Raw genomic sequence first — 23,045 nt, 5'->3', positions numbered from 1 at the left:
GATGTCGGATCGTGGGCGGCGAGGAGGTCGAGGCAGCGACGGAAGCCGATCCAGCCTGGCTTGCGCTGCATGCCGAGCGGGAAGCCTTGGAGCGCGCCCTGACGCTGGCGCAGGCGCGCCAGAAATTCAGCACCGATCCTGGGACGGCCGCACAGGCGCGGGTCGAGGAATCGGATCTGCTGGTCAACCTCGATCGGGTGCTGACCTTAATTCGGGCTGCCGAGTATCGCCGGAGGCCGGGTTCGCGCCGCTGGTAGTCGGCTTCGCAAGACGCCGCGCTTTCCGACGACGCGAGTGCAGGTTCATCGAACGCTTGCGCGGTTCAAGATGAACTCAAAGTCGCCGGCCTGAGTCAGTCCGGATCGGACGCTTAGCTCGCCCGGCGGAGTTCGCGCTCCTTCTGGCGCAGGCGCAGGAGCAGCTCGACATGGGTGTCGGTGATCGGCTGGGTATCGACACTGCCCTCGTAGACCGTCCGGAGCGTGAGCCCGAGCTGCCGCGTGTCGATCGACTGCTTGAGCGTCTGGCCTGCGCGCAGGTGCCCATCGGACGCGACCATGGACGGCTTCATCGCTCCCTCCCGCGTCCCGCCGCCAAAACCATCCGCGGCGCCAGGACGATGGCACTCTCGCTTGCAATGGTTAACAAACGCCTAATTACAACCAACGGTTAAGGTTGATGCGCGTTTACGCGTCGGCGCCCTGAAGAAGCCGGGCCGCCGCCGCCCGGGCCTCGTCCGTCACCGTGGCACCCGCCAGCATCCGGGCGATCTCCTCGCGCCGCTCGTCGACGGGCAGGCTCGAGACCCTGGTCGCGACACGGCTGGCCCCCTTCACGGGCGCCTTGGCGATCAGGAAATGCGTCTCGGCGCGCGCCGCCACCTGAGGCGCGTGGGTCACGGCGACGACCTGCACGGTGACTGCGAGCCGAGCGAGGCGCAGGCCGATCGCATCGGCCACGGCGCCGCCGACACCGGTATCGATCTCGTCGAAGATCAGGGTCGGCGCCGACCCCTTGTCGGCCAGCACCACCTTGAGGGCCAGCATGAAGCGCGACAACTCGCCGCCCGAGGCGACCTTCATCATCGGGCCGGGCTTGGTGCCGGGATTGGTCTGCGCCCAGAACTCCACGCGATCGGTGCCGGCCGGATCGCGCGAATCCGGATCGGTGGCGATCTCGGTGATGAACCGGGCCCGCTCCAGCTTCAGCGGCGGCAGCTCGGCCTTCACGGCGGCGTCGAGCTGCTTGGCCGCCCGGCGGCGCCCGGCGCTGAGTTTCTCGGCCGCCTCGGCGTAGTCGGTTTCCGCCTTCGCGAGCGCCTGCTCGAGCCCGGCCAACGCCGCCTCGCCGGCATCGATCGCCGCGACATCCCCGGCGTAGCGCTCCGCCAGCGCGGCGAGATCATCGGCCGCGACATCGTACTTGCGGGAGGCCGCCCTCAGGGCGAACAGCCGCTCCTCCACCCGCTCCAGGTCGCGGGGATCGAACTCGGTCTCGGACACGGCCGCGTCCAGAACCGCGCGGGCTTCGTCGAGGGCGACCATCGCGGCGTCGAGGGCGTTCACGCAGGGATCGACGAGGGCCGGCAACTGCGCCGCGCGGCGCTCCAGCTTGCGCAGGGCGGCCGAGAGATGGGGCACGCCGGAATGGGGGCCGCCCACGGCGTCGAGCGCCTCGTTGAGCTCGCGGGCGACCTTCTCCGACTGCTGCATGATGCTGCGGCGCTCCGCCAGCTGTGCCTCCTCACCCGGCAGCGGAGCGAGCGCGGCCAGCTCCTCGACGGCGTGGCGCAGGAAGTCGGACTCCTTGCGGGCCGCCTCCACGCGGGCGCGATGCTCGGACAGCGCGGTCCGCGCTGTCCGGACCGCGCGCGACGCGTTCCCCACTTTGGCGAGGTGGGCCTGGAGACCGCCGAAGGCATCGAGGATCGCCCGGTGCGAGGCAGGATCGGCCAGCGCCCGGTCGTCGTGCTGGCCGTGGATCTCCACGAGCGCGGCCCCGATCGCCCGCAGCACCTGGACGCCCACCGGCTGATCGTTGACGAAGGCGCGGGTCCGCCCGTCGGCCATCTGGGTCCGGCGCAGGATCAGGTCGCCCTCGGTGTCGATCTCGGCCTCGGCGGCGATCCGGCGCGCCGGATGGTCGACGGGCAGGTCGAACACCGCGGTGACGACGCCCTGCGCCTCGCCGTGGCGGACGAGGCGGCCGTCGCCGCGGCCGCCGAGCGCCAGGGCGAAGGCGTCGAGCAGGATCGATTTGCCCGCGCCTGTCTCCCCGGTCAGGACGCTGAGCCCCGATCGGAAATTCAGTTCGAGCCTATCAATCAGGACGATGTCGCGGATCGCGAGCTGCGCCAGCATGCGGCGACGGGGATTCCTCAGGACGGGACCGCAGACATAAGGCCGCCGCGGCGCGGATTCACCCGAAAAATGCGTCGCACCGGACGTCTTGGATGCGACAACGGAAAGGCCCGGAGCGGCGGCTCCGGGCCCTGAGTCTTCGCGGGTCGGGCCCGACCGGACCCGGCCGCCTTACTCGGCCGAGGCGGTCTTGCCCGTGACCGTGCGGTAGATCTTGGAGAGGAACGAGGACTTCTCCTCGCGGGGCTCGACGCCGCCCTGAGCGAGCAGCGCGTGCGCGTCCTTGTACCAGGAACTCTCCGGGAAGTTGTGCCCGAGCACCGCGGCGGCGTTCTGCGCCTCCTGAGTGATGCCGAGCGCCCAGTAGGCCTCGGTCAGGCGCTCCAGAGCCTCCTCGGCGTGGCGCGTGGTCTGGTACTTGGCGACGACGTCGCGGAAGCGGTTGATCGCGGCCGGGAAGTTACGCCGCTCCAGGTAGAAGCGCCCGACTTCCATCTCCTTGCCAGCGAGCTGGTCGCGGGTGATCTGGATCTTGGCCTTCGCATCCGCGGCGTATTCCGAGGTCGGATACTTCTGGACCAGCTCCTGCAGAGATGCGAGCGCCTTCTCGGAGCGTTCCTGGTCGCGGGTCACGTCCGGAATCTGCTTATAGTTCGACATCGCCATCAGGTACTGCGCGTAGGCAGCATCCTTGCTGGCCGGGTGCCGCTGCAGGTAGCGCTTCGAGGCGCTGATCGCGTCGTCGTACTTCTGGCCCTCGTAGTTGGCGTATGCCGTCATCAGCAGCGCCTTCCGGGACCAGTCGGAATACTGGTACTGCTTGTCGAGGCTATCGAACTTCTTGACGGCGCCCTCGTAGTCGCTGTCCTCGAGCTTGGCCAAGCCGTCGCTGTAGAGCTTGTCGGCCGGGACGTCCGGCACGACCTCGGGCTTGTATTTCTCGGCGAAGATTTGGGTCGGGTCGAAGTCGCAGCCGCCGAGGCCCAGGCCGAGGATGGCCACGAGCGGCGCCACGAAGGCCGCCGCCCGGCGATGACGAATGGTGACAGGCATCTGGCGCTCTTTCCCGAACCGGCGCCGTCTCGCGCCGTCATGCCATCGCGTGGGTGGATCCGGCCCGTCCGGGCCGCGCCCGCCGTTCACGGACCGTTAAACCGTGACGTTTGATTCGGGCACGAAAACGGCAAGGCTGCGGGCGGCCAGGATCGGTTGACGGCTGTGTCCCGCAGGACACAAGTTGCCGTTCAGAGGTCTGCCGCGAAGGCGGCGATCCCGAGGCCGGCGCCGAGCTCGGAGAGGACGGTCTCGCGCCGCGAGCCCTGCGCCTCGACGATCGCGTAGTTGGACCGGTCGGCGAAGAGGGCGGAGAGCACGCCGACATTAATCCGGTGACCGCCGCAATAGGAGCGGTAGGCGCCCTGGATCGGCAGGCCGGCCAGCGCGAGGTCGCCGATGGCGTCGAGGATCTTGTGGCGGACGAACTCGTCCGGGAAACGCAGGCCCTCGGGATTGACCACTGCGCTCTCGCCGACCGCGACGGTGTTCTCCAGCGAGGCGCCGAGGGCGAAGCCCGCCTTCCAGTAGCGCTCCACATCCCGCATCATCCCGAAGGTGCGGGCGCCGGCGATCTCGCGGCGGTAGGAGGCCGGCGACAGGTCCATGGCCTTGCGGGAGCGGCCGATCACCGGGCTCTCGAAATCGATCTCGACGTCGAGGCGGAAGCCGCGATCGATGGGCCGCAGCTCCGCGAAGGACGTCCCGGTCTCGATGCGGACGTGGCGGAGGATCTTGAGCCAGCGCCGCGGCGTGTCGCAGGTCGCGATCCCGACCTGATCGATCGCCTGGACGAAGGGGAGCGCGGATCCGTCGAGGATCGGCATCTCGGGGCCGTCGATCTCCACCAGGGCGTTGTCCACGCCCAGCCCGTAGAGGGCGGACATCAGGTGCTCGACGGTGGCGACGGCACCGGTCTCGATGTCACCCAGAACGGTGCAGAGTTCGGTGGCCGAGACGAGGGCGTGATGCGCCTTGATCAGGCGGTCATTGCCATGGGTGGTGCCGGTGCGGAGGAAGGCGATGCCGTGATTGGCGGGAGCGGGCCGGATCGTGATCTCGGCCGGGTTCCCGGAATGGACCCCGATGCCCGAGAGCGTTGCCGGCCCCTTGAGGGTCGTCTGTTTATGCGTTCGCATTCCTTAGCCCCCGGGCGCGATCAGGTCCCGCCATCTCGACTGAAGATGACAAGAAAACTGACTGATCCGTCCGCTGCTTGATGCCCCTGCCCACGCTACCAGGTTGTGTCCCGATGCGTGTGTCGTCGGTCTTGAGGTTCTATAGCTGCACCGCACAGGGCAGCCAAATCACGGATTCTTACGCTGTGTTACAGACACGCTTGCGGCGACGCCGTCGCAAACTGCTGATCCCCCAAAGGCTTAAAGGTTGGTTAATGCGTGGCTAACCAGCGACCGTTCTGTGGCGCGGATGCACCACGCCCCCAGGGATCACAGGATCCAGGCGAGCCCGGCTGCACCCGCACGCAGGTCAAAAAGCAACCGTTGGTTGTCTTGCTGCAGCGCGAAGAGCCGGCGGTTTCCCGCCGGCTCCCTCGATTCGCGTCCGGGTTCGCCGGCGCTCAGTTCGCCTGACGACGCAGGAAGGCGGGGATCTCGAGCTGGTCGTCGTCCATCATCCGCGGCTGCGGCGCCATCCGGCCCTGGCCATCGAGATTGCCCTGGGCCGGGCGGTATTGCGGGACCGCGGGAGCGGCCGGAGCGCGCGGGGCCTGCGGGATGGGGGGCTGTGCCATCTGAGGCTGCGGCGCGGCCGGAGCGGCGGGCCGGGCTGCCGGGGCGGCAACCTCCATCTCGTCGCGGCGGCCGCCGAAACCGACCGTCGCGAGGCGACGGAGGAGCGAGGTCCGCTTGGATTCCGGGGCGGCCTCCTCGGCGGCGCGGTTCGCCATGATCTGGTTCTGCGCGATCGGCGGCAGCTCGTGGATCTGCGGCATGCGCGGGGCCCGGGCGAGCGGCGTGCCGGCCGGAGCGGCCGGGCGCGGCGGGACGAACGGACCGGCCGGGAGCTGCGCCACGGGCTCAGATTGCTGGGGCGCCGGAGCCGGGACGAAGGGCGCCGCGGCCCGGGGCTGGACCGGGGCGAGCACGACGTCGTCGCGGGTCACCGGAGCGGGCGCCTCGATCCGCGGCTCGGCGCGCATCTCGGGGGCCGGCTGCGGCGCGTGGACCGGAGCGGGAGCCGGCGCCGGGGCGGCCGCCTCGGTGCGGATGCTCGGCACCGGCGAGGCGGCGCGGGCGCGAGCCTCGGCGCGCAGGCGCTCGGCGACCTCGGCGATGCGCTGCTCGGTCTCGGCGATCGCCGGGTTGTTCGGCGAGTTCGCCGAGATCAGCAGCGGCTCGATGCCGGTGGCGACCACCGACACGCGGATGATTCCGTCGAGGCTCTCGTCGAAGGTGGCGCCCAGGATGATGTTGGCGTCCTGATCGACCTCCTCGCGGATGCGGGTGGCGGCCTCGTCGAGCTCGTACAGGGTCAGGTCGGAGCCGCCGGTGATCGAGATCAGCAGGCCGCGGGCGCCCTTCATCGAGACGTCGTCGAGGAGCGGGTTTGCGATGGCGGCCTCGGCGGCGCGGTTCGCGCGCTTCTCGCCGGACGCCTCGCCGGTGCCCATCATGGCCTTGCCCATGCCGCGCATGATCGCCCGCACGTCGGCGAAGTCGAGGTTGATGAGGCCTTCCTTCACCATCAGGTCGGTGATGCAGGCGACGCCCGAGTAGAGCACCTGGTCGGCCATCGCGAAGGCGTCGGCGAAGGTGGTCTTCTCGTTGGCGACCCGGAACAGGTTCTGGTTCGGGATCACGATCAGCGTATCGACCGCCGCCTGCAGCTCCTGGATGCCGAATTCGGCGGTGCGCATGCGGCGCATGCCCTCGAACTGGAACGGCTTGGTCACGACGCCGACCGTCAGGATGCCCATGTCGCGGGCCGCGCGGGCGATGACCGGGGCCGCGCCGGTGCCGGTGCCGCCGCCCATGCCGGCGGTGATGAAGCACATGTGGGCGCCCGAGAGCTGGTCGCGGATCTCGTCGATCACCTCGTCGGCGGCGGCCGAGCCGACCTCCGGGTGCGAGCCGGCGCCGAGGCCCTGCGTGACGCCCAGGCCCATCTGGATCACCCGCTCGGCCTTCGAGGAGGTGAGCGCCTGCGCGTCGGTGTTGGCGACGACGAACTCGCAGCCGAGCAGGCCCGACTCGATCATGTTGTTGACGGCGTTGCCGCCGGCGCCGCCCACGCCGAAGACGGTGATACGGGGCTTGAGTTCCCGGATGTCCGGCGCCTGGAGTGTGATGGCCATGGTGTCGAGCCTCTCGCTAACTGTGCTGTCCGTGCGACGCTGAAAGCGCCGGATCCTCGTCGACACACCCGCCCGCAGGGGCGGATGTGGAATTTCAGAAGCTGTCCGAGAGCCAGCGGCTGACTCGGCGGATGTAGCTGTCGGTGCCGGTCGCCGCGAAGGCGCCGTGCCCCCGCGGCTCGAAATGCTCGGCATGGGCCACCTGCGGGTAGACGAGCAGGCCGACCGCCGCCGAGAAGGCCGGGCCCTTGGCGGCTTCCGGCAGGCCCCGGATGCCGAGGGGCCGTCCGATCCGCACCTGACCCTGGAGGACGCGGCGGGCGACCTCCGGCAGACCGACGAGCTGGCTGGCGCCGCCGGTGAGGACCACGCGCCGCCCGGCCTGGGCGGCGAAGCCCGCCTCCCGCAGACGGTCGCGCACCAGCTCGATCACCTCCTCGACACGCGGCTTGATGATCCGCACGAGCTGTGAGCGCGGGATGTGGGCCGGTGCCTCGCCCTCGTCCTCGCCGACGCCGTGCACGGCGATCATGTCGCGGTCGTCGGAGGGGGTGGAGAGAGCCGAGCCGTAGAGGGTCTTCAGCCGCTCGGCCGCCGCCATGCGGGTGGAGAGGCCGCGGGCGATGTCCATGGTGACGTGGTGGCCGCCGACCGCCAGGGCGTCCACGTGGACGAGGTGACCGCCCGAGAACACGCCGACGCTGGTGGTGCCGCCGCCCATATCGACGACGCAGACGCCCATCTCGGCCTCGTCGTCGACCAGGGCCGAGAGGCCGGCCGCGTAGGGCGTGGCGATCACCGCCTCGACCCCGAGATGGCAGTGCTCCACCGCCAGCATGACGTTGCGGGCCGCGGCGAGCTCGCTGGTCACCACGTGCAGGTCGACGCTGAGCGCCTCGCCGATCATGCCCGACGGGTCGATCACGGCGCCCTGCCCGTCCAGCGCGTAGCCGGTCGGCAAGGCGTGGAGCACGGCCCGACCGGGGCTGACGCCGTGGGCGCTCGCGGTCTCGAGCACCCGCTCGACGTCGCTGCCCGTGACGGTGCCGGAGCGGACGTTCACCCGCGCCTGGAAATGCTGCGAGGCGAGCCGGCCCCCCGACATGTTGACGATGACCGACTGGACCTCGACCTTGGCCATCCGCTCGGCGGCGTGGACCGCCTGACGGATCGCGCCCTCGGCGGCGGCGAGGTCGACGATGGCGCCGCCCTTCAGACCGAGGGAGCGCTGGTGGCCGATGCCGATGATGCGCGCGAGGTGCGTGCGGCCGCGGAGCGTCGTGAGCGCCTCGGCGGGCTGCAGCTCGGCGATGAGGCAGACCACCTTGCTCGTGCCGATGTCGAGCACCGAGAGGGTGGTCGAACGCCGGGCGGAGAGCGGCTTCAAGCGCGGCGTGAGGCCGTGTTGGCTGTGCATTGACGCTACCGGACGCGGGATGCGGGACGGGCGGAGATCTTGGTCGAGGGCATCAGCTGGCCGTGCCCTTCTTCTTCGCCTTCTGGGCTTCCGCGCGGGTGGCGGCAGCCTCTTCGGTCAGGCGCACCACGAGGCGGTCCGGCATGCGCAGATCCACGGCGATGATGTCCTTCTCGAGCAGGCCGGCCTCGCGCTCGAACCGGACGAGGCGGGCGAGCGCGGCGGCCGGATCGGCCTCGGGCAGGCGCACGTCGACGCCGTCGAGCTTGAGGGTCCAGCGCCGGCCGGACACGTAGGTGCCGGCCTTGATCCGCTCGGCCAGCGGCCCGGCGGCCGCGATCAGGGCGAGGTACTCGGGAAGCTTGGTGTTCGCGTCCTCGCCGACGACCAGCGGCAGGCTGGCATAGCGGTCGTCACGCATGGCATCGATCACCGTGCCGTCGGCGGCGATGACGCTGATCTCGCCGTTCTTCTGCCAGAGGGCCGCGGGCTCGCGCTCCACCTGGGTGATAGCGATCTCGTTGGGGTAGATCTTCCGGACCGAGGCCTGGGCGATCAGCGGCACGCGCAGCAGCTTCTCGCGCACCGCGCTGACGTCGATGAACGGCACGGAGGAGCGCCAGTCGATGCCGGCGGCCGCCAGAACCTCGCGCTCATACATCCGGGAGATGCCCGAGATGGTCACGCGCTCGACGCCGAAGCCGGTCAGGCGTGCGGCAATGTCCAGCGGGCGGCCCTGCTCGGCCACGAAGGCGTCGTAGCGCCCGCTCGCCACGAAGCCGGCGAGCGCCACGGCGGCGAGAGATACCGAGACCCCGACGACGCCGACGCCGCAGGGCAGGCGCTCGCCCAGGCGCTGGCCGGGGCGGGCGCGGCGGACCGAGAGCGAGCGCGCAGGGCGGCCGATGAGCCGGCCCAGGGCGGCGCCGAGGCGGCGCGCGGGACCGATCCGGCCGGCGGCGTCGCCGCTCAGCGATTCAGGGAAGCGTCCTCCACCATCCATCGGACGAGCTCACCGAAACTCAGGCCCGCATGGGCCGCCATCTCCGGCACAAGGCTCGTCTGGGTCATGCCGGGTTGCGTGTTGACCTCCAGCACGACGAGCAGACCGGTTCCACCCGGTGTGTCGTCGAATCGAAGGTCGGCACGGCTGACGCCCCGACAGCCCAGTGCTTGATGCGCCGTTAACGACAGTTCTTGGACACGCTGGTAAACATTTGGTTTAAGTTCGGCCGGGAGGACGTGGATCGACCCCCCCGGGGCGTATTTGGCGTCGTAGTCGTACCAGTCGCCCGTCGCGGCCTTCACCTCGATCACGCCGAGGGCCCTGTCGCCCATCACGCCGCAGGTCAGTTCGCGGCCGGCTATGTAAGGTTCTGCAAGGACTTGCTCGCCGAACGTCCACTCCTCGGAGGCGAGGATCTGGGGCGGGTGCGAGCGGCCGTCGCGCACGATGATCACACCCACCGATGACCCTTCCGCGATGGGTTTCACGACGTAGGGTGGCGGCAGGGGGTGTGTCTTTGCGGCCGCATGACGGTTAACGATCCGGCCCTCCGGCACGTCGACGCCGGCGGCGCGCATGACGGTCTTGGCCCGCTCCTTGTTCATGGCGAGCGCCGAGGCGAGGACACCGGAATGGGTGTAGGGGATCTTCAGGATCTCCAGGAGACCCTGGATCGTGCCGTCCTCGCCGTCCGGGCCGTGCAGCGCGTTGAAGGCGACGTCCGGCCTGAGCGCCGACAGCACCGAGGCGATGTCGGGACCGACATCGACCCGCGTGACCCGGTAGCCCTCGCCTTCCAGGGCGTCGGCGCAGGCCTTGCCGGAATTGAGCGAGACTTCGCGCTCGGCGGAGGTGCCGCCCAGAAGGACGGCGACGTGCTTGGACATGGTGCGCTCCGGGGCGAGGCGGTGGATGACGGGCCGGCTCATGCCGCGCCGATCAGGCTTCGGATCGTGGTGTAGACCTGCGCGGCCGTCTGATGAGGCAGCGTTCCGATGCGGCGCAGGATCCGGCTCGGTTCGATGCAGGCGAGTTTGAGCGGGCGCACGACGGAGGCGACGCCCAGGCCGGCCGACATCAGGTCATCGATCCGGACATCGCCCGCAGCGTGCGTGTTGCGGGCACTCGTGATCATCGCGATCCACACGTAGCCGGCAGCGGCGACAGCCTCTCCCGACACGACGAGAGCGGGCCGCCTCTTCTCTGCCAATCGGTCCGAATAGGGGAACGGCACGACGACGACCGTGCCGGCCGGTAGATCCGCTGTCTCAGAGGCCGGCATAATCTTCATCATCGATCGGGCCGGCCCACTCCGTGAAGGCCACGAACGGATCCTCACCCTCCGGCGGAGCCTTGTCGATGCGGATGCCGTCCGGCGTGATCCGGTAACGCAGACGATCGCCGGGTCGGATCGCCAGATGTTCGCGAACCTCCGCCGGCAGCACCGTTTGGCTCTTCACCGAGACTTTGGAATAGGCGGTCCGGGCTGGCTGTTCCGGCATGTCCTTCGTCCCTGCCGATAAACTTACATCTTACCGACTTACAGCCTGCGCCGCCAAGCCGATCCGACGGATCTCCCAGCGCAGCTCGACCCCGCTCGTCTCGCGCACCCGCCGACGAACCTCCTCGCCGAGTCCCTCGATATCGGCCGCGGTCGCGCTGCCGATGTTGATCAGGAAGTTGCAGTGCATCTCGCTGACCTGGGCGCCGCCCCGCCTCAGCCCGCGGCAGCCGGCGGCGTCGATCAGCTGCCACGCCTTCCCGCCTTCCGGGTTGGCGAAGGTCGAGCCGCCGGTGCGCTCGCGGATCGGCTGGGCGGCCTCGCGGGCGGCGGTGACCCGCTCCATCTCGGCCTCGATGGCGGCCCGTTCGCCGGGCCTGCCCCGGAACAGGGCGCTCGTGAGGATCACGTCCTCCGGCACACCCGAATGCCGGTAGGAGAAGCCCATGTCGGCGTGGGTGAAGGTGCGCGCCTGCCCCTGGCGATCGATGCCGCGAGCCTCAACCAGCACGTCGGTCGTCTCGCCACCATGCGCGCCCGCGTTCATGCGCAGCGCCCCGCCGATCGAGCCCGGGATGCCGCGATAGAAGGCGAGCCCGTCGAGACCCGCCTCGGCCGCGGCCTTGGCGAGGCGCATGTCCGGCACCGCGGTGCCGACCGCCAGCGTGTCGCCGTCGATCGCGACGCTGCCGAAGGCCTTGCCGCCGAGGCGCACGACGACACCGGGGATGCCGCCGTCCCGCACGATCAGGTTCGAGCCGAGCCCGATCACCGTGACGGACACATCGGGATCGAGGGCCGCGAGGAGGCAGGCGAGATCCTCCTCGTCGGCCGGCGTGAACAGCACCTCGGCCGGTCCGCCGACCCGGAACCACGTCAGGTCGGCGAGCGGCTGGTCGGCGAGCAGGCGCCCGCGGAGGTCGGGCGCGGCGGCCCGGATGCGATCGTGCAGAGAGGCGGTCATCTGTGTGTCTCCCCTCGCCCCGCCTGCGGGGAGAGGGATGCGGCGATCCTGGTGTCGTCGCATCGGGGTGGCAGCGGACGCTGCGAGGCCGGGGTCCGGAGAGTCACCGCCGGGTTCATCCTCAGAGCGCAGCCCAGTATAGACGGTCGAGGGTGCCGCCGACCCGAGAGGCCTCCCGGGGCGGACTCACGCACCGCGCCTACCGTCCCCGCGCGGCGAGTTCGTCCGGCAGGGCGTAGGCCCACTGCGTGATCGTGCCGGCGCCGAGGCAGACCACGTAATCACCGGGCTTGGCGAGGTCCGCGATGATCCCCGCGAGCTCCTCCGGCCGCTCCAGGGCCCGGGCGTCGCGGTGACCGCGGGAGCGCAGGCCGGCCACGAGGCTGTCGCGGTCGAAGCCCTCGATCGGCTGCTCGCCGGCGGCGTAGACCGGCGCGACGATGACCGTGTCGGCATCGTTGAAGCAGGTGCAGAAATCGTCGAACAGCGATTGGAGGCGGGTGTAGCGGTGCGGCTGCACGACCGCGACGACGCCGTGCTCGGTCGAGGCGCGGGCGGCCTTGAGCACCGCCTTGATCTCCACCGGATGGTGTCCGTAATCGTCGAAGATCGTCGCGCCGTTCCACTCGCCGGTGCGGGTGAAGCGCCGCTTCACCCCGCCGAAGCTCGCGAGCGCCTGGCGGATCGCGTCCGGCTTGACGCCGAGCTCGTGTGCGACCGCGAGCGCCGCCGTGGCGTTGAGCGCGTTGTGCTTGCCGGGCATCGGCAGCACGAGATCCTCCATCTCCATCCGGTAGCCGGGCCGACGGTCGCGGATCATCACCCGGAAGCGGCTCTGGCCGCCGCGCAGGTCCACGTCGATCAGGCGCACGTCGGCCTGCGGGTTCTCACCGTAGGTGATGATTCGCCGGTCCTCGATATGGCCGACGAGGTCCTGCACCACCGGGTGATCGATGCACATCACCGCGAAGCCGTAGAACGGGATGTTGTCGATGAAGCGCCGGAACGCGTCCTTGATCGCGTCGAACGAGCCGAAATGATCGAGATGCTCGGGGTCGATGTTGGTGACGATCGCGACATCGGCCGGCAGCTTCAGGAAGGTGCCGTCCGACTCGTCGGCCTCCACCACCATCCACTCGCCCGCGCCCATGCGGGCATTGGTGCCGTAGGCGTTGATGATGCCGCCGTTGATCACCGTCGGGTCGAGGTTGCCGGCGTCGAGCAGCGTCGCGACCAGCGATGTGGTCGTGGTCTTGCCGTGCGTGCCCGCGATGGCGACGCAGGACTTGAAGCGCATCAGCTCGGCCAGCATCTCGGCCCGGCGCACGACCGGGAGGCGGCGCTCCCGTGCGGCTTGCAGCTCGGGGTTGTCACGCTGGATTGCCGTCGAGACCACGACCAGCGCGGCCTCGGCGACATTGTCGGCGTTGTGGCCCACGAAGGTGCGCATGCCCTTCTCGGCCAGACGGCGGACATTGGCGTTGTCGGACGCGTCCGACCCCTGCACCGTGTAGCCGAGATTGTGCATCACCTCGGCGATGCCGGACATGCCGATGCCGCCGATGCCGATGAAGTGGATGGGTCCGAGCTTGTCGGGCAGCTTCATGGGTCGAACCGTCTGGTGGCGGGATCGCCGGTGCGAAATCCCTTGATGATCAGGTGCGGGCGGCCGTCTGGATGACGACCTCGGCCAGCCGCTCGGCGGCGTCGTGGATGCCGGCGCTTCTGGCCGCATCGGCCGCCGCGGTCAATTTTGCCGGCGTCTCGAAGCAGGCCGTGAGGTCCGCCGCGAGGCGATCCGGCGTGAAATCGGCCTGCTTCACGGCCAAAGCCGCGCCGATCGCGTCGAGGGTCGCGGCGTTGGCGGCCTGGTCCTGATCCAGCGAGCCGGGCAGCGGCACGAGGATCGCCGGGCGGCCGATCGCCGCCAGTTCCGAGACCGTGGAAGCGCCCGATCGCGAGACCACGAGGTGGCTCGCGGCCATGCGGCCGGGCAGGTCCTTGAAGAACGGCGCCGCCTCGATCCCGGCGAGCCCCATGGCGAGGTAGCGGTTCTGCACCGCCGTCAGGTCCTCCGGCCGGACCTGCTGGACGAGGTGGAGGCGGGCGCGCAGCGCGTCGGGCAGGCGCGCGATCGCTTCCGGTACGACCTCGCCCATCACGCGGGCGCCCTGGCTGCCGCCGAACACCAGGAGCCGCAGGACATCGCCCTCGCCGAAGGTGGGATACGGAACCTTCGCCGCCTCGATCACTGCCGGGCGGAGCGGGTTGCCGGTGTGGATCCGCGGGGCTTTGGCCTTGTCGGGCACGCCGCGCACGACCTTGAAGCCGGTGGCGATGGTGCGGGCGCCCCGCGCCAGGAAGGCGTTGGCCCGGCCCATCACGGCGTTCTGCTCGTGCAGGATCGTCGGCACGCGCAGGATCTGGCCGGCGAGCACCGGCGGGACGGTCGGATAGCCGCCGAAGCCCACGATGGCGGCCGGGTTGATCCGGCGGATCTCCTTGGCGGCGACACCGAAGCCGCGGCCGAGCGTCAGCACGGCGCCGGCCCGCTTCAGCGGCGAGCGGCCGGACGGCGTCGCGGACGCGATGGTCACGACCTCCGAGGCCGGGAACTCGGACGCGATCGCGTCGACCCGCGCGTCGGTGGCGAGCGCCACCCTTATGCTGCGGGCGCGCAGCGCGTGGGCGAGACTCTCGGCCGGGAACAGGTGCCCACCGGTGCCGCCCGCGCAGAGCAGGATCGTGGGGGTGAAGACCGTCACCGCATCACCCCGGCGACGGTGGCCGGCGCGGTGCCGGGAGGCTTCTGGCTGAGCATCACGGTGCGGGGGCGCTTGCGGGTCAGGGCGACGAGGAAGCCGGTGCCGAGCGCCAGCGAGATCAGCGAGGAGCCGCCGTAGGAGACGAAGGGCAGCGTCATGCCCTTGGCGGGCATCAGCTGGGTGTTCACCGCCATGTTGATGCAGGCCTGGAGGCCGAACAGCGTGGTCAGGCCGGTGATCGCCAGCCGTGAGAAGGTGTCGTCCGTGCGCCGGGCGAGCTTGAGGCCGCGCAGCACGATGAAGGCGAACAGGGCCACGAGGCACAGGCAGACGATCACGCCGAATTCCTCGCCGGTGACCGAGAAGATGAAGTCGGTATGCGCGTCCGGCAGGTGGCGCTTGGCCACGCCCTCCCCCGGGCCCGTGCCGAACCAGCCGCCCGAGCGGAACGATTCGCGCGACCAGAAATCCTGGAAGCCACCGCCGGAATCCCGGTCGAGGAACTTGTTGAAGCGCTCACGGACGTGATGGAAGAACAGGTAGGCAGCGAAGACACCCCCAAGGCCCAGCACGCCGAGGACGGCCACCCAGATCAGGTGGAGGCCGGCCACGAAGAACAGCGCGCACCACACCATGGTAATCAGCATGGTCTGGCCGAAATCGGGCTGGAGCAGCAGCGGCACGATGGTGATCGGCAGGAGCAGCAGCGCCAGGATGCCGCCCGGCATGTCGCGGCGCTGCGCACCCTCCGAGAAGGCCCAGGCGGCCACGACCACGAAGGCCGGCTTCACGAATTCCGAGGGCTGCAGGCCGAAGGAGCCGAACTGGATCCAGCGATGCGCGCCCTTGATCTCGGGGCCGAACTTGCCGGCGAGCAGGCACAGGACGACGCCGCAGACCCAGGTGATCAGCGCGAGCCGGCGGATGCCGCGCAGGGACAGGAACGAGACCGCGCAGATCAGCAGGATCGTCGGGGCGAGATACATCGCCTGCCGGTTCAGGAAGTAGAAGGTCGGCAGGCCGATCCGCTCGGCCACCGGCGGGCCGCCGCCCATCAGGAAGACGAGCCCGGCCACCATCAGGGCGAACAGGGCCGCGAGGAGCCCGCGATCGACCGTCCACCACCAGTCCGTCAGGGGGGTGCGTTCCGCGCGTGACATCATGCCGGGCAACGACTCCAGGCCACGCGGATGCCGATCCGCGCGGGTCGGAGTCGATCCTGTGCAGGAATGGTAAACGGAGACTTATGCGTGACGACGCTGCGCCGCCGACCGTGTCCGTGCCGGGGCGCCGGCCGACCGCTCAAGCCAGATGCCGGTGCTGCCGACACCGCCCGAGAGGCGCTGAAAACCTCACGCGTATCGTTCGAGTTCAATCGTCCAAAGAACAGATAATACTCTATGTTAATACCAGACGTGCAACCTTTGGGTGTAAGTTGCGGATCGGCGAGCAACCTGAACCGGGTGCCGCTCGGCGATGCCGGATCCGCCAAGCGGAAGCTCCCTCGCCATGTTCTCTGCCCTGAACAACCGTGAAGCGCAGGCCAAGCTCGCGGCCCTCGACCGCGTTCAGGGCGTCATCGAGTTCGACCTCTCCGGGAAGATCCTCTCGGCCAACGGCAATTTCCTGGCTGTGGTCGGCTACACGCTGCCGGAGATCGTCGGGCAGCACCACAGCCTGTTCATGGATCCGGCGCAGCGGGACTCGCCCGAGTACCGCGCGCTCTGGGAGCGCCTGCGTTCGGGCACATTCGAGAGCGGGCAGTTCCAGCGGGTCGGCCGGGGCGGCCGCAGGATCTGGATCCAGGCGTCCTACAATCCGGTGCTCGACAGCCGCGGTCGGCCCTACAAGGTGGTGAAATTCGCCACCGACATCACCCAGCAGAGGACCGAGGAGGCCGACCGCGCGGGACAGATCGAGGCCATCCACAAGGTACAGGCTGTCATCGCCTTCGACCTTGACGGTACGGTGCTCGAGGCCAACGACAACTTCCTGGCCGCGATGGGCTACACACGAGGGGAAGTGGTCGGGCAGCACCACAGCCTGTTCGTCGAGCCCGGCCAACGCGACAGCGAGGCGTACCGCGCGTTCTGGGCGGCGCTGCGGAACGGAACCTATCAGGCGGCGCAGTTCCGACGCGTCGGCAAGGGCGGTCGCGAAGTCTGGATCCAGGCGTCCTACAACCCGATCTTCGATGCCGCCGGCCGGCCCTACAAGGTGGTGAAGTTCGCCACCGACATCACCGACCAAGTTCGCCTGCTCGCCGACCTGCGCACGCTGATCGACCGGAACTTCGGCGAGATCGAGCAGGCGGTGACGCACTCGACGCGGGCGGCCGCCCTGGCCTCCTCGGCCGCGGATTCGACCTCCGGCAACGTCCAGACCGTGGCGGCGGCGGCCGAAGAGCTGGCCGCGTCCGTGGCGGAGATGTCGCAGAGCATCGTCCGCTCGCAGGGCGCCACCGACACCGCCTATGCCTGCGTCCAGGAGGCGGACGGCCACACCAAGCGCCTGGCCGAGACCGCGACCGCGATGACCAGCATCGTCGGCCTGATCCAGAACATCGCCGGCCAGATCAACCTGCTGGCGCTCAACGCCACGATCGAGGCGGCCCGCGCCGGCGAGGCGGGCCGCGGCTTCGCGGTCGTCGCCTCCGAGGTGAAGGCGCTGGCCGATCAGGCGGCGCGCGCCACCGGGCAGATCAACGGCGAGATCGCCAGCGTGCAGCGCGTCTCGCAGGAGGTGGTGGGAGCGCTGACTTCGATCGGAACTTCGGTCTCGGTGATGCGCGAGACCGTCGTGGCGACCGCGGCGGCCATCGAGGAGCAGAGCGCGGTCACGCGCGACCTCGCCGAGAACATGCAGAGCGCTGCCGGGGCGGTCACGGCGATCACCGGCAATATCGGGGCGATCGTTCAGTCCGTGGCCGACGTCTCGCAGGCGGTGGGCACCACCCGCGACGCCGCCAAGGTGCTGGCGCGCTGAGGCGGCGCTGCCTCAGGGCAGCGCCTGCACCAGCTCCCGGAAACGGTTGCCGCGGATCTCGAAGTTCCGGAACTGGTCGTAGGAGGCGCAGGCCGGCGAGAGCAGCACAACGGGCTCCGGGGCGCCCGAGGCGGCGGCGTTCTCGGCGGCCTTCGGGACCGCCACCTCCAGGGTCTCGCAGCGGGTGTAGGGAACGGCGCCCTCCAGCGTCGCCGCGAAGGCATCGGAGGCGGCGCCGATCAGGTAGGCGTGGGCGACCCGCTCGAAATACGGCACCAGCGGGAAGATGCCGCCGTCCTTCGGCTTGCCGCCGAGGATCCAGTGGATGTCCCGGAAGGCCGTGAGCGCCTTCTCGGTCGAATCCGCGTTCGTCGCCTTCGAATCGTTGACGAACAGCACGGGCCCGCGCCGCCCGACCTCTTCCATCCGGTGCGGCAGGCCCGGGAACGAGGTCAGCCCGGCCTGGATCTCCGCGGGTGAGAGGCCGAGCGCCCGCGCTACCGCCACGGCCACCGCCGCGTTCTGCCAGTTATGGGCGCCCCGGAGCGAGCCGATTCCGTTCACGTCGGCGAGCTCCGTACCATCCGGATCGCGGACGATCCCGTCGCGCACGGTCAGCGCGTCGGTGCAGAGTGTCTCGCCGTGGGGCACGTGCACGCGCACGAGGTCGGCCCCGCGCCGGTCGGCAATGGCCCGGCTGGGCGCATCGTCGATGCCGACCACCGCGAGGGCCGAACCGCGGATCAGGCGCTCCTTGATGGCCGCGTACTGCTCCATGGTGCCGTGGCGGTCGAGGTGGTCGGGGGTGATGTTCATCAGGACGCCGACGCTCGGATCGAGGCTCGGCGTCAGGTCGATCTGGAACGACGACATCTCGATCACGTGGCCGCGGCCGGCGGCGGGCGGCTCCAGGGACAGGATCGCGGTCCCGATATTGCCGCCCATCTGCACGTCACGGCCTCCTTGCGCGAGCACGTGGGCGATCAGCGCTGTGGTGGTCGACTTGCCGTTGGTGCCGGTGATCGCCACGAACGGCGCCCCGGCGGCGTGCGCCCGGCGCTCGCGGCAGAACAGCTCGATATCGCCGATGATCTCGATATCCGCGGCGCGGGCGAGCCGGACGCTCCAGTGCGGCTCCGGATGGGTCAGGGGCACGCCGGGGCTGAGCACGAGCGCGGCGAAGCCCGACCAGTCGGCCTCGCGCAGATCCTGCGTCTCGATCCCGGCCTCCCGGGCCCGGGCGAGGCTGTCGGCATTGTCGTCCCAGGCCCGCACGCCGGCACCGCCCGCCTTCAGCGCCAGCGCGGTGGCGAGACCGGAGCCGCCGAGCCCGAACAGGGCGACGGTGCGGTCGGCGAAGGTGGTGATGGGCGTCATGGGAAGCTCGAGAAGCGAAAGGGGCCGGGCCGATCCCATCCAATCCCCTTATCCTGAGGTGCTCGCGTCAGCGAGCCTCGAAGGAGCCCTCCAGCCAGCGCGCGATCCCTGGAGGGCTCCTTCGAGGCCGCCGCTGCACGACGGCACCTCAGGATGAGGACCTGGGTGGGATCAGCCAGTTAAGGCGGCTCTCTATCACATTTTCTCAGCGCAGCTTCAGCGTCGCCAGGCCCGCCATGGCCAGGATGACGGCGATGATCCAGAACCGGATGACCACCTGCGGCTCCTTCCAGCCCTTCTGCTCGAAATGGTGGTGGATCGGCGCCATCCGGAAGACGCGCTTGCCGGTGAGCTTGAACGAGGCGACCTGGATGATCACCGACATCATCTCGAGGACGAACAGGCCGCCGACGATCGCCAGGACGATCTCGTGCTTCGTCGCCACCGCGACGGTGCCCAGGAGCCCGCCGAGAGCCAGGGAGCCGGTATCGCCCATGAAGATCTGGGCCGGCGGCGCATTGAACCAGAGGAAGCCGAGGCCGGCGCCGATCACGGCGCCGCAGACCACGGCGAGCTCGCCCGAGTCGCGGACGTAGTTCACCTGCAGGTAGCTCGCGGTGAACGAGTTGCCGACCAGATAGGCGATGAACCCGAAGGTGGCGCAGGCGATCATGACCGGAACGATGGCCAGGCCGTCGAGGCCGTCGGTCATGTTCACGGCGTTGCCGGCGCCCACGATCACGAAGGCGCCGAACAGCGGGTAGAACCAGCTGAGGTTCAGGAGCGCGTCCTTGAACACCGGGAAGGCGAGCTGGTTCTGCAGCGCGGCCGGCGAGTAGACCGCGATCGTCAGGCAGGCCGCCATCGCGATCACCGCCTCGAGAGCCAGGCGGAACTTGCCCGAGAACCCCTTGTGCGACTGCTTCGTCACCTTGAGGTAGTCGTCGTAGAAGCCGATGGCGCCGAAGCCGAGGGTGACGGTCAGCGTCACCCAGACATAGTGATTGCGCGGGTTGGCCCAGAGCAGGATCGCCACGATCGCGCCCGCCAGGATCATCAGCCCGCCCATGGTCGGCGTGCCGCGCTTGGTCAGCAGGTGCGTCTGCGGCCCGTCCTCGCGGATCGGCTGCCCCTTGCCCTGGCGCAGGCGCAGCAGCGAGATGATCCACGGCCCGAACCAGAACACGAACAGGCCCGCCGTGAACAGCGCGCCGCCGGTGCGGAAGGTGATGTAGCGGAACACGTTGAGCGGCGTGAAGCTGCTGCTCAGGTCCGAGAGAAGGTACAGCATACGGGCGCTCGGCCCCTTTGTTCAGGCGCAGGTTTCGGGGGGCGTTACCGCGCGCTTCGAACGCGCGGGCCTGCCGGTCAGGGGGCCGTCGCCAGGGCGCGCCGCGCCTCGTCGACGGCGTAGCGGGCTTTCAGGGCCTCGACAATCCGGCCCATGCGGCTGCCGTTCGATCCTTTGACCATCACGGCATCGCCGGGCCGGAGCGTCCGGGCGAGCGGCTCCAGCAGGTCCACGGAGGTGTCCGCCACAGCGCCGCGGCGGCTCACCGGCAGGGCCTCGAACAGGTGGCGCATCAGCGGGCCGGCCGCGAAAACGAGGTCGATCCGGGCCGCCTCGATCGCGTCGGCAAGGCCGCGATGCAGGTCGGGGGCGGCGGCGCCCAGTTCCAGCATGTCGCCCAGCACCGCGATGCGGCGGCCGCGGGGCCCGGTCTCGATCCCCGCGAGCGTCGCGAGCGCTGCCCGGACCGCCACGGGATTGGCGTTGTAGCTCTCGTCCACCAGGTAGGCGGTGCCGCCGCCGATCTCGAGGGCGGTGCGCTCGCCGCGCCCCGCCGGCGGCGTCAGCCCGCCGAGCGACAGGGCGGCGCGGGCGAGGTCGGCCCCGAGGCTGTGGACCACCGCCATGACACCCAGTGAATTCAGCGCCGCGTGCCGGCCGGCCGTGCCGAGCTTGTAGGTGACGGGCTGGCCCATCACGAGGGCATCGACGACCGACAGGTCGGGGCGGAGCACGATCTTCAGGGCGCGCACGTCGGCATCCGGGTGCTCGCCGAAGGTGACCACCCGTCCCGCCCGGGAGGCCTGCGCGTGGGCCGCGAGCCGGTCGAAATGCTGGACGTCGCGGTTGATGATCGCAACGCCGCCGGGCTGGAGGCCGGAGAAGATCTCGCCCTTGGCGTCCGCGATGGCCGCGAGCGAGGCGAAATGCTCGATATGGGCGGGCGCGATCGTGGTGATCAGCGCGATGTCGGGCCGGACCTGGGCGGTCAGCGGCACGATCTCGGCCGCGTGGTTCATGCCGATCTCGAACACGCCGTAGCGCGTGGCTTGCGGCATCCGCGCCAGCGTCAGGGGCACGCCCCAGTGATTGTTGTAGGAGGCCGCCGAGGCGTGGGTCTCGCCCTGCCCGGAGAGCACGTGGCGCAGGGCCTCCTTGGTCCCGGTCTTGCCGACCGAGCCGGTCACCGCCACGACCTGGGCCTTCGTGCGGGTACGCGCCGCCGCTCCGAGCCGGGTCATCGCCGTCAGCACCGGATCCGCACCCGTCTCGGGGACAGCCAGGACCGGGCCATGAGGCGCGAGGTCGCCGGCGCGGGCTTCGGCCACCACGGCGGCGCCGGCCCCGCGGCCGAGGGCGTCGGCCACGAAGTCGTGGCCGTCGCGGGCGTCGCCCCGGATGGCGAAGAACAGGTCGCCGGGCTGGAGCGTGCGGGTGTCGATCGAGGCGCCACCGATCGGGCGCTCGGCGCCGATCAGGCGCCCGCCCGTCGCGGCCTCGAGTTCCTCCCGCGTCCAGAGTGCGGTCATGGTCAGCCCCCGGTCACCCTCAGGTCGCCTCGGTGATCGCCGCGCGCAGGACCTCGTGGTCCGAGAACGGCAGCGTCCGATCCCCCACGATCTGGCCGGTTTCATGACCCTTGCCGGCCACGACCAGAACGTCGCCCGGCCCGAGACGCCGCACGGCCGTGCGGATCGCCTCGGCGCGGTCGCCGATCTCTTCTGCGCCCGGCGCGGCGTCGAGGATCGCCCGGCGGATCGCGGCGGCCTCCTCGGTGCGCGGATTGTCGTCGGTGACGATCACGGTGTCGGCGAGGCGCTGCGCGATCGCGCCCATCAGCGGCCGCTTGCCCCGGTCGCGGTCGCCGCCGCAGCCGAACACCACGACTAGGCTTCCGGAGGCGAACGGGCGGAGCGCGGTCAGCACGCTCTCCAGCGCCTCGGGCTTGTGGGCGTAGTCGACGAGGCAGAGCCCGCCACGGGCCTCGCCGATCCGCTCCATGCGGCCCGGCACGCCGGTGAGATGGTCGAGGGCCGCGAACACGCCGTCGGGATCGGCGGCGCCCGCCGGGGTCGCGAGGGCGAGGCCGGCCGCCACCAGGGCATTCTCGACTTGGAATTCCCCGACGAGCGGCAGGCGCAGTTCCCGGGCCCGCCCCTGGAAAACGAGGCGCACGGCCTGCGCGAAGCCCTCCGTCCGGACCGACTCCACGTGCAGATCCCGGCCGCCGCGTCCGACCGTCCGGACCGGCCGCCCGGCATCCTCGGCCGCGGCGATCACCCGGTCCGCATAGGCCCCGTCGGCGTTCACGATCGCCGGGCATCCGGATGGCAGCAGGTCGGTGAACAGGCGCAGCTTGGCCGCGAGGTAATCCTCGATGCTCGCGTGGTAGTCGAGATGGTCCCGCCCGAGATTGGTGAAGCCCGCCGCGTCGAGCCGCACGCCGTCGAGACGGCGTTGCTCGATCCCGTGCGAGGACGCCTCCATGGCGAGGTCGGTGATGCCGTCCGCCGCGAGGCGCGCCAGCGTCTGGTGCAGCGTCACCGGATCCGGGGTGGTGAGCGAGCCGTACTGCGCGCCGCGGTTCGTGACGATCCCGACGGTGCCGAGGCTCGCGGCCTCGCGGCCGAGGCGTGCCAGAATCTGGCGGACGAAGTCGGCCACCGAACTCTTGCCGGCGGTACCGGTCACGGCCACCACGGTGTCGGGCTGCCGGCCGGCAAGCCGCGCCGCCGCCAGGGCCAGGGACCGGCGCGCATCCGCGACCGCGATCCAGGCGATCGCCTCCGGCAGATCGGCGGGGCGCGTCCCCTCGCCCGCCACCGCCACCGCGCCGCGGTTGGCGGCCTGCGCGGCGAAGCGGCGACCGTCGGCCTTGGTGCCCGGCACGGCCACGAACACCGTGCCGGTCGCGACCTGCCGGCTGTCGGCGGTCAGGTCCGACACCGTCAGGTCGGCGGCCGTTCCGGAGGCTTCCGGGAAGAGGTCGGCGAGCCGCGCGCTCATGACG

At 70.4% G+C, this 23,045-nt stretch carries 20 protein-coding genes; 2 read left to right on the top strand and 18 right to left on the bottom strand.

All coding sequences use genetic code 11. The features are described 5' to 3' along the window. The first annotated feature begins 11 nt into the window (after positions 1 to 11). Positions 12 to 257, top strand: coding sequence for a hypothetical protein (locus AC3WSN_RS02605; protein WP_192708534.1), 246 nt, complete (start codon positions 12 to 14; stop codon positions 255 to 257). A gap of 113 nt (positions 258 to 370) precedes the next feature. Here the strand turns inward: AC3WSN_RS02605 and AC3WSN_RS02600 are convergent, their stop codons facing one another. The 14 genes from AC3WSN_RS02600 to AC3WSN_RS02535 form a co-directional block, all read right to left on the bottom strand. Beyond that, the gene (locus AC3WSN_RS02600) at positions 371 to 571 is read right to left on the bottom strand and encodes a hypothetical protein (protein ID WP_192708533.1); all 201 of its coding nucleotides are present in this window, start codon (positions 569 to 571) and stop codon (positions 371 to 373) included. A 115-nt stretch (positions 572 to 686) separates the two neighbouring features. Next, a complete protein-coding gene (gene recN / locus AC3WSN_RS02595; RefSeq protein ID WP_492536129.1) occupies positions 687 to 2,360 on the bottom strand; it encodes a DNA repair protein RecN in 1,674 nt (557 codons plus the stop codon). A gap of 171 nt (positions 2,361 to 2,531) precedes the next feature. Continuing rightward, the gene (locus tag AC3WSN_RS02590) at positions 2,532 to 3,413 is read right to left on the bottom strand and encodes an outer membrane protein assembly factor BamD (protein WP_192708531.1); all 882 of its coding nucleotides are present in this window, start codon (positions 3,411 to 3,413) and stop codon (positions 2,532 to 2,534) included. A gap of 191 nt (positions 3,414 to 3,604) precedes the next feature. Continuing rightward, positions 3,605 to 4,552, bottom strand: coding sequence for a UDP-3-O-acyl-N-acetylglucosamine deacetylase (gene lpxC / locus AC3WSN_RS02585; protein WP_492536127.1), 948 nt, complete (start codon positions 4,550 to 4,552; stop codon positions 3,605 to 3,607). Between the two features lie 440 nt (positions 4,553 to 4,992). After that, positions 4,993 to 6,729, bottom strand: coding sequence for a cell division protein FtsZ (gene ftsZ / locus AC3WSN_RS02580; RefSeq protein WP_492536125.1), 1,737 nt, complete (start codon positions 6,727 to 6,729; stop codon positions 4,993 to 4,995). A 94-nt stretch (positions 6,730 to 6,823) separates the two neighbouring features. After that, complete coding sequence (ftsA, locus tag AC3WSN_RS02575; RefSeq protein WP_192708528.1) at positions 6,824 to 8,146, bottom strand: cell division protein FtsA; 1,323 nt, start codon at positions 8,144 to 8,146, stop codon at positions 6,824 to 6,826. Between the two features lie 52 nt (positions 8,147 to 8,198). Then, the gene (locus AC3WSN_RS02570; RefSeq protein ID WP_492536123.1) at positions 8,199 to 9,149 is read right to left on the bottom strand and encodes a cell division protein FtsQ/DivIB; all 951 of its coding nucleotides are present in this window, start codon (positions 9,147 to 9,149) and stop codon (positions 8,199 to 8,201) included. Further along, positions 9,116 to 10,039, bottom strand: a complete 924-nt coding sequence (locus AC3WSN_RS02565; protein ID WP_192708786.1) for a D-alanine--D-alanine ligase — start codon at positions 10,037 to 10,039, stop codon at positions 9,116 to 9,118. Before AC3WSN_RS02565 ends, AC3WSN_RS02570 begins: the two co-directional genes overlap by 34 nt. A gap of 38 nt (positions 10,040 to 10,077) precedes the next feature. Further along, a complete protein-coding gene (locus AC3WSN_RS02560) occupies positions 10,078 to 10,434 on the bottom strand; it encodes a type II toxin-antitoxin system PemK/MazF family toxin (protein WP_192708526.1) in 357 nt (118 codons plus the stop codon). Further along, positions 10,421 to 10,654: an AbrB/MazE/SpoVT family DNA-binding domain-containing protein gene (locus AC3WSN_RS02555; RefSeq protein ID WP_192708525.1), complete on the bottom strand. Its 234-nt coding sequence runs from the start codon at positions 10,652 to 10,654 to the stop codon at positions 10,421 to 10,423. The genes AC3WSN_RS02560 and AC3WSN_RS02555 overlap by 14 nt, the downstream gene beginning before the upstream one ends. 30 nt (positions 10,655 to 10,684) lie before the next feature. Continuing rightward, positions 10,685 to 11,617 (bottom strand): UDP-N-acetylmuramate dehydrogenase, encoded by a 933-nt coding sequence (gene murB / locus AC3WSN_RS02550; protein ID WP_492536122.1) that lies wholly within the window; start codon positions 11,615 to 11,617, stop codon positions 10,685 to 10,687. Positions 11,618 to 11,816: 199 nt separating this feature from the next. Then, on the bottom strand, positions 11,817 to 13,223 hold the full coding sequence (murC, locus tag AC3WSN_RS02545; RefSeq protein ID WP_192708523.1) for a UDP-N-acetylmuramate--L-alanine ligase: 1,407 nt from the start codon (positions 13,221 to 13,223) through the stop codon (positions 11,817 to 11,819). A 49-nt stretch (positions 13,224 to 13,272) separates the two neighbouring features. Next, positions 13,273 to 14,382, bottom strand: coding sequence for an undecaprenyldiphospho-muramoylpentapeptide beta-N-acetylglucosaminyltransferase (murG, locus tag AC3WSN_RS02540; RefSeq protein ID WP_492536121.1), 1,110 nt, complete (start codon positions 14,380 to 14,382; stop codon positions 13,273 to 13,275). Then, positions 14,379 to 15,545 carry an FtsW/RodA/SpoVE family cell cycle protein gene (locus AC3WSN_RS02535; protein WP_192708521.1) on the bottom strand — a complete coding sequence of 389 codons (1,167 nt, stop codon included), beginning with the start codon at positions 15,543 to 15,545 and terminating at the stop codon, positions 14,379 to 14,381. Before AC3WSN_RS02535 ends, murG begins: the two co-directional genes overlap by 4 nt. Before the next feature lie 346 nt (positions 15,546 to 15,891). Here AC3WSN_RS02535 and AC3WSN_RS02530 point away from each other — a divergent pair, with 346 nt between their 5' ends. Continuing rightward, positions 15,892 to 17,367 carry a methyl-accepting chemotaxis protein gene (locus AC3WSN_RS02530; RefSeq protein ID WP_192708520.1) on the top strand — a complete coding sequence of 492 codons (1,476 nt, stop codon included), beginning with the start codon at positions 15,892 to 15,894 and terminating at the stop codon, positions 17,365 to 17,367. A 12-nt stretch (positions 17,368 to 17,379) separates the two neighbouring features. On the opposite strand, the gene murD is transcribed toward AC3WSN_RS02530, so the two are convergent. From murD to AC3WSN_RS02510, 4 genes are all read right to left on the bottom strand, one after another. After that, positions 17,380 to 18,744 carry a UDP-N-acetylmuramoyl-L-alanine--D-glutamate ligase gene (gene murD, locus AC3WSN_RS02525; RefSeq protein ID WP_492536120.1) on the bottom strand — a complete coding sequence of 455 codons (1,365 nt, stop codon included), beginning with the start codon at positions 18,742 to 18,744 and terminating at the stop codon, positions 17,380 to 17,382. A 205-nt stretch (positions 18,745 to 18,949) separates the two neighbouring features. Continuing rightward, positions 18,950 to 20,035, bottom strand: coding sequence for a phospho-N-acetylmuramoyl-pentapeptide-transferase (gene mraY, locus AC3WSN_RS02520; protein WP_192708518.1), 1,086 nt, complete (start codon positions 20,033 to 20,035; stop codon positions 18,950 to 18,952). A gap of 77 nt (positions 20,036 to 20,112) precedes the next feature. Further along, positions 20,113 to 21,564, bottom strand: coding sequence for a UDP-N-acetylmuramoylalanyl-D-glutamyl-2,6-diaminopimelate--D-alanyl-D-alanine ligase (locus tag AC3WSN_RS02515; protein WP_492536119.1), 1,452 nt, complete (start codon positions 21,562 to 21,564; stop codon positions 20,113 to 20,115). Between the two features lie 19 nt (positions 21,565 to 21,583). Next, a complete protein-coding gene (locus tag AC3WSN_RS02510) occupies positions 21,584 to 23,041 on the bottom strand; it encodes a UDP-N-acetylmuramoyl-L-alanyl-D-glutamate--2,6-diaminopimelate ligase (protein WP_492536117.1) in 1,458 nt (485 codons plus the stop codon). Positions 23,042 to 23,045: the final 4 nt, after the last annotated feature.

This window comes from Methylobacterium sp. FW102-HT35C08 (genome assembly GCF_058790235.1).
Note: the sequence above shows the minus strand (reverse complement) of the source record. Positions and strands in the feature narration are given on the sequence as shown.